The 4501-nt window shown below is 67.8% G+C and carries 5 protein-coding genes and 2 pseudogenes; 4 read left to right on the plus strand and 3 right to left on the minus strand.

Going from position 1 to position 4501, the window contains the following annotated elements; all coding sequences use genetic code 11:
• Positions 1-362: 362 nt before the first annotated feature.
• Positions 363-749, minus strand: a pseudogene (locus tag ACFWVE_RS34730) (DNA-3-methyladenine glycosylase); the annotation flags it as partial.
• 114 nt (positions 750-863) lie between these two features.
• Here ACFWVE_RS34730 and ACFWVE_RS34735 point away from each other — a divergent pair.
• Complete coding sequence (locus tag ACFWVE_RS34735; RefSeq protein ID WP_384023178.1) at positions 864-1085, plus strand: recombinase family protein; 222 nt, start codon at positions 864-866, stop codon at positions 1083-1085.
• A gap of 231 nt (positions 1086-1316) precedes the next feature.
• On the opposite strand, the gene ACFWVE_RS34740 is transcribed toward ACFWVE_RS34735, so the two are convergent.
• Both ACFWVE_RS34740 and ACFWVE_RS34745 read right to left on the minus strand, forming a co-directional pair.
• Positions 1317-1928: a DNA-3-methyladenine glycosylase gene (locus tag ACFWVE_RS34740; RefSeq protein ID WP_384023190.1), complete on the minus strand. Its 612-nt coding sequence runs from the start codon at positions 1926-1928 to the stop codon at positions 1317-1319.
• 12 nt (positions 1929-1940) lie between these two features.
• Positions 1941-2200, minus strand: a pseudogene (locus ACFWVE_RS34745) (DNA-3-methyladenine glycosylase); the annotation flags it as partial.
• Between the two features lie 156 nt (positions 2201-2356).
• Between ACFWVE_RS34745 and ACFWVE_RS34750 the strand changes: the two are divergent.
• The 3 genes from ACFWVE_RS34750 (at position 2357) to ACFWVE_RS34760 (ending at position 4430) form a co-directional block, all read left to right on the plus strand.
• Entirely contained in the window at positions 2357-3139 is a 783-nt protein-coding gene (locus ACFWVE_RS34750) for a sporulation protein (protein ID WP_384023181.1), read from the plus strand.
• Positions 3140-3183: 44 nt separating this feature from the next.
• Positions 3184-3723: a YbhB/YbcL family Raf kinase inhibitor-like protein gene (locus ACFWVE_RS34755; RefSeq protein WP_384023184.1), complete on the plus strand. Its 540-nt coding sequence runs from the start codon at positions 3184-3186 to the stop codon at positions 3721-3723.
• A 200-nt stretch (positions 3724-3923) separates the two neighbouring features.
• Positions 3924-4430: an HNH endonuclease gene (locus ACFWVE_RS34760; RefSeq protein WP_384023187.1), complete on the plus strand. Its 507-nt coding sequence runs from the start codon at positions 3924-3926 to the stop codon at positions 4428-4430.
• The last annotated feature ends 71 nt before the right edge of the window (positions 4431-4501 follow it).

Here is a 4501-nt window from a genome sequence, read left to right on the forward strand (position 1 = left end):
TGAGTTCTCAAGGAACGGACGCTTCCTTTGTACTCACCCTCTCGGGCTTTCCTCCGGGCGCTTCCCTTCGGTCTTGCGTCTCCGACTCTACCAGACTCTTTCGGGTCTGTTTCCCGGTCGGCGGGAATGTCATCAGGCTTTGGGCTTTCACCCGTCGGCCTTTCGACATTCACTACGTTAGCCGATTCCCTCGCTCGATTCATAATCGGGCTTCACCGGTCCGAAATTCGAGCATGCGAGCATGACGAACTCGACCCCGCCGAGGGGTGATCGTGAGTAGTGTTTTGGCCGCTTTCGGCTGCAGGCGAACGCCGTACCCGGTTCAGCGGCTCGGGCCACATTACGCACCTCCACAGCTAGAGTCAACTTCGCCGGCGCTTCGGGACGTGGCCCGGTACGGGCTCACCGTCGGGTCGTCGACGATCCAGAAGCGCCAGGGGTGCGCGGCTCCGTCACCGGAGACTCCGGTGCGCGGGCCGTCGCGTACCTGGTGGGACGGCACCGAGGTGCCGGTGAGGACCCGCAGCGGGGTGTCACCCGAGGCGCAGGCGTCCGTACCGTCCAGGGAACGGTTCACGTCCAGGGCCGTTGCCAGGTGGGCCGGCCCTTTGGCCAGTTCCTTGTCTCGGCGGGCCGAGAGTCGGCAGGGCCGGGCGAGGTCGGCGCCCTCGACGATCTCGCCCGGCCCGCAGCAGGACCCCGCTCGCCTTGCCCTGGGGCCCGCACACCAGGTTCATGCAGAACCACATGTGTGTAGGTGACGCACTGAGCATGTACGTCGCTGCATCATCAGCAAGGCGACGACGAGCAGGAGAGACAGGCGGTGCGAGCGATTGCCCACGCCAGGCTCAGCCCGACCCCCAGTGGCGAGGAGTCCAAGGCCGCACGGCAAGGAGTGGCGTAGCTCGAACCTCCGGGGCGTCCTCCTGAAGCCGAGGAACGCGGGCGTCCAGACGTACTCCCCGTGGGTCGGGAAGCCGGATGGGAGACGCGTGCGGGTGACCGAGGAGACCGGCACAGGCAACTGGGAGCCGATCGTCTCCGAGGGCATGTTCCGCCCTGGCGCGCTACCTGAGCGACCCTGAGCGCAACTCGGGCGGCGGAGGGAAGCGCAAGGCTCTGTTGTCCGGCGTGGTCCGCTGCTCCAAGTGTCGGGCCGTCGTGACGCGGGGTTATCCCCCCTCCGGCCCGAGTCGGCACACGTCGGCAGTCACCCGACCGGCCAGAAACGCGTCACGCGCCATACTCGCGAGCGATCACGCATCTTCGGGCCCGACTTGCGCGCCGACTCGCCGGCGAGCAAGGCGCACAGCGGCTCAGGCTCCGGCGGACGGCTTGGCTCTCGGGCTCAGTCGGTACGCCGAGACCGTTGGATCACCGGCGAGGTAGAAGCGGTGCTGCCAGTCGTGGGCTTTGCTCACGCCTACCCGAGGACCAACCCGGATGAGTGCGGCGGGTACCGGCTCGCCCTCGGACAGCGTGACCGAGGCGCCTGTCGGTAGATGTGTGCCGTTGTGCTCTGCCGTGATGCCGAGCGCTTGGCAGAAGTTCCCCGGCCCCCGCGCGAGACGTGGGCTTTCGACCATGCCCCCTCGCCGCTTGCGTGCCAGGTCCTCCCCTTCGATGACCCTGCCTGCCCGGATGAGAACAGCTGAAGCGATGCCGTCTGTCCCGGTGACGATGTTGGCGCACCAGTGGAGACCGTGAGACCGGTAGACGTACAGGTGTCCTGCCGGTCCGAACATGACGGCGTTGCGGGGTGTCCTGCCTCGGTAGGCGTGGGAGGCGGGGTCGGCCGCACCGGAGTATGCCTCGGTCTCCGTGATGGTGATGCTCACGGTTCCCTCGGGGCTCTCGTGGGTGAGGATGGCACCGAGCAGCTCGGGGGCAACTTCTTCAGCGGTACGAGCAAGATCCCCAAAGTTCATGCTGACCGCCTTGACATGCCATGGGTGAAGTAGACGTACACATGGCCGGGCGGACCGAACATCACGCCGTTGCGGGCGGTGCGGCCCCGATAGGCGTGGGAGCCCGGATCGTCGGGGCCGTCATAGGCCTCGACCTCCGTCAGCCGGAGGGTGATCGGACCGTCCGGGGTGGTACGCACGACGAGCCGGCCGAGGAGGTCGGGGGCGACCTCGAGGACGGGGCGGTCGAAGAACTGCCTGGGCAGGGGCGTACGGTCGGGGGTCGCGATCATGGCGTCCGAGAGTACTCCAGGCTGATGCAGCCACGGGGTGGTCACAGGGCGCCGCGCTTGCAAGGGTGACGGAACCGGCCAGGGCCGGATCGCGTTGTTAGGGATCGAAGGTCCACATGTGGCAACGGCGCGATAGAGAACGACAAGGGGAGAGACATGGCGTTCAAGAAGCTGCTCGCGAGTCTGGGAGCCGGCGGGGCTTCGGTCGAGACGGTGCTGCACGAGGCCAACGTCGTTCCGGGTGGGGTCGTCCAGGGTGAGGTGCGGATCCAGGGCGGGTCCGTGAACCAGCAGATCGAAGGGCTGTCGGTCGGACTGCAGGCCAAGGTGGAGGTCGAGAGCGGCGACGAGGAGTACAAGCAGAACGTCGAGTTCGCCAAGTCATCGCTCGGTGGCGCCTTCGAGCTCGAGGCCGGCGTGGTGCACGCGGTGCCGTTCGGGCTGGAGATCCCCTGGGAGACGCCGATCACCATGATCGACGGGCAGTCGCTGCGCGGGATGAACATCGGTGTGACCACGGAGCTGGCGATCGCCCGGGCCGTGGACTCCGGTGACCTGGACCCGATCAATGTGCACCCGCTGCCGGCGCAGAAGGCGATCCTGGACGCGTTCATCCAGCTGGGCTTCCGGTTCAAGAGCGCGGACATGGAACGCGGCCAGGTCCGGGGGACGCGTCAGCGGCTGCCGTTCTACCAGGAGATCGAGTTCCTCCCGCCGCAGCAGTACCACGGGCTGCAGCAGGTCGAGCTGACCTTCGTGGCCGACGAGCAGGCGATGGACGTCGTCCTGGAGATGGACAAGAAGCCCGGTCTGTTCAGTGAGGGCAGCGACACCTTCCGGTCCTTCAAGGTGGGGCTGAACGACTACCAGGGCACCGACTGGACCGCCTACCTCAACCAGTGGCTGTCCGAGGTCGGCAGCAAGCGCAACTGGTTCTAGGCTCGGTTCCCACTGAACGTAAGCGATCAGCAGGAGGTACCGAGGTGACCGAGCTCGAGCGGCGTCCGCTCCCCCATGACTTCCACCCGCCCGTACCGTCGTTCACGGTGACGAGCAAGGAGGTGGAGGAGGGCGCGACGCTCCGGGAAGCCCAGGTGCGGGCAGGCGGTAACACCTCGCCGCAGTTGCACTGGGCGGGCTTCCCGCCGGAGACCAGGAGCTTCGCGGTGACCTGCTACGACCCGGACGCCCCGACGGGGAGCGGGTTCTGGCACTGGGTGGCGTTCGACATCCCGGTCTCGGTGACCGAACTGCCGACCGGTGCGGGCAGCGGCGGGTTCGAGGGTCTGCCCGAGGGCGCGATTCAGGCGCGCAACGACTACGGCACCAAGGACTTCGGCGGTGCGGCGCCGCCGCCCGGGGACGGACCGCACCGGTATGTGTTCACGGTGTACGCGGTGGATCAGGAGAAGCTCGGTCCGGACTCGGACGCGTCTCCCGCGGTCGTGGGCTTCAACCTGCGATTCCACACGCTCGCGCGGGCCCAGCTGATCGGTGAGTACGAGGTGCCCGCCGCCTCCTGACCCGATCCCCGCGTTCACACAACGTTTGCCCGCCCCTGGTCTTGGAATTGATCAGGGGCGGGCATTTTTGTTGCCGGGGGCGGGGGGGGGACACCTCTCGTTGAAGCAGCAGATATTGCGTTGTCCATCTCGGCGTGCCCGGCCAGAGTTGATCCCAGTCCGCCGAAGGGTGGGCCGGTGTGCACGGGAGGTGGGCTGGTATGCGGGACACGCTGGTACTGAACGCGAGCTTCGAGCCGTTGTCGACGGTGACGCTGAACCGGGCAGTCGTTCTGGTGCTTCAGGACAAGGCGGTCGTCGAGCAGGCCCACCCCGAACTGCGGATGCGTGGAGCCGCGGTCGACATACCGGTGCCGCGGGTGATCAGGCTCTGCCAATACGTCAGGGTGCCGTTCCGAAGACGGGCGCCGTGGTCGAGGCGGGGTGTCCTGGTGCGCGACCGGAACCGGTGCGCGTACTGCGGGCGCCGGGCCACCACAGTGGACCACGTGGTGCCGCGGTCGCAGGGTGGTCAGGACACCTGGCTGAACACGGTGGCCTCGTGCGCGGAGGACAACCACCGCAAGGCGAACCGGACTCCGGAGCAGGCGGGGATGCCGCTGCTGCGGCAGCCGTTCGAGCCGACGCCGGCGGACGCGATGCTGCTGGCGCTGGGGCGGGAGGACTTCGACTCGCTGCCGGAGTGGCTGGCTCAGCCCGCGGCCTGAGCCGGCCACCTGAGCCGGCGGCCTGGAACCTGCTTCTCGTACGCGTACGGCGGGGCCCGCTTCCCGAGGGA

Source organism: Streptomyces sp. NPDC058632, from assembly GCF_042717095.1.
GTDB lineage: Bacteria > Actinomycetota > Actinomycetes > Streptomycetales > Streptomycetaceae > Streptomyces.

Excerpts from the sequence above, each read along its gene's own strand:
- ACFWVE_RS34740 (WP_384023190.1), bottom strand. The coding sequence starts at position 1,928 with ATGAACTTTGGGGATCTTGCTCGTACCGCTGAAGAAGTTGCCCCCGAG.
- ACFWVE_RS34750 (WP_384023181.1), top strand. The coding sequence starts at position 2,357 with ATGGCGTTCAAGAAGCTGCTCGCGAGTCTGGGAGCCGGCGGGGCTTCG.
- ACFWVE_RS34760 (WP_384023187.1), top strand. The coding sequence starts at position 3,924 with ATGCGGGACACGCTGGTACTGAACGCGAGCTTCGAGCCGTTGTCGACG.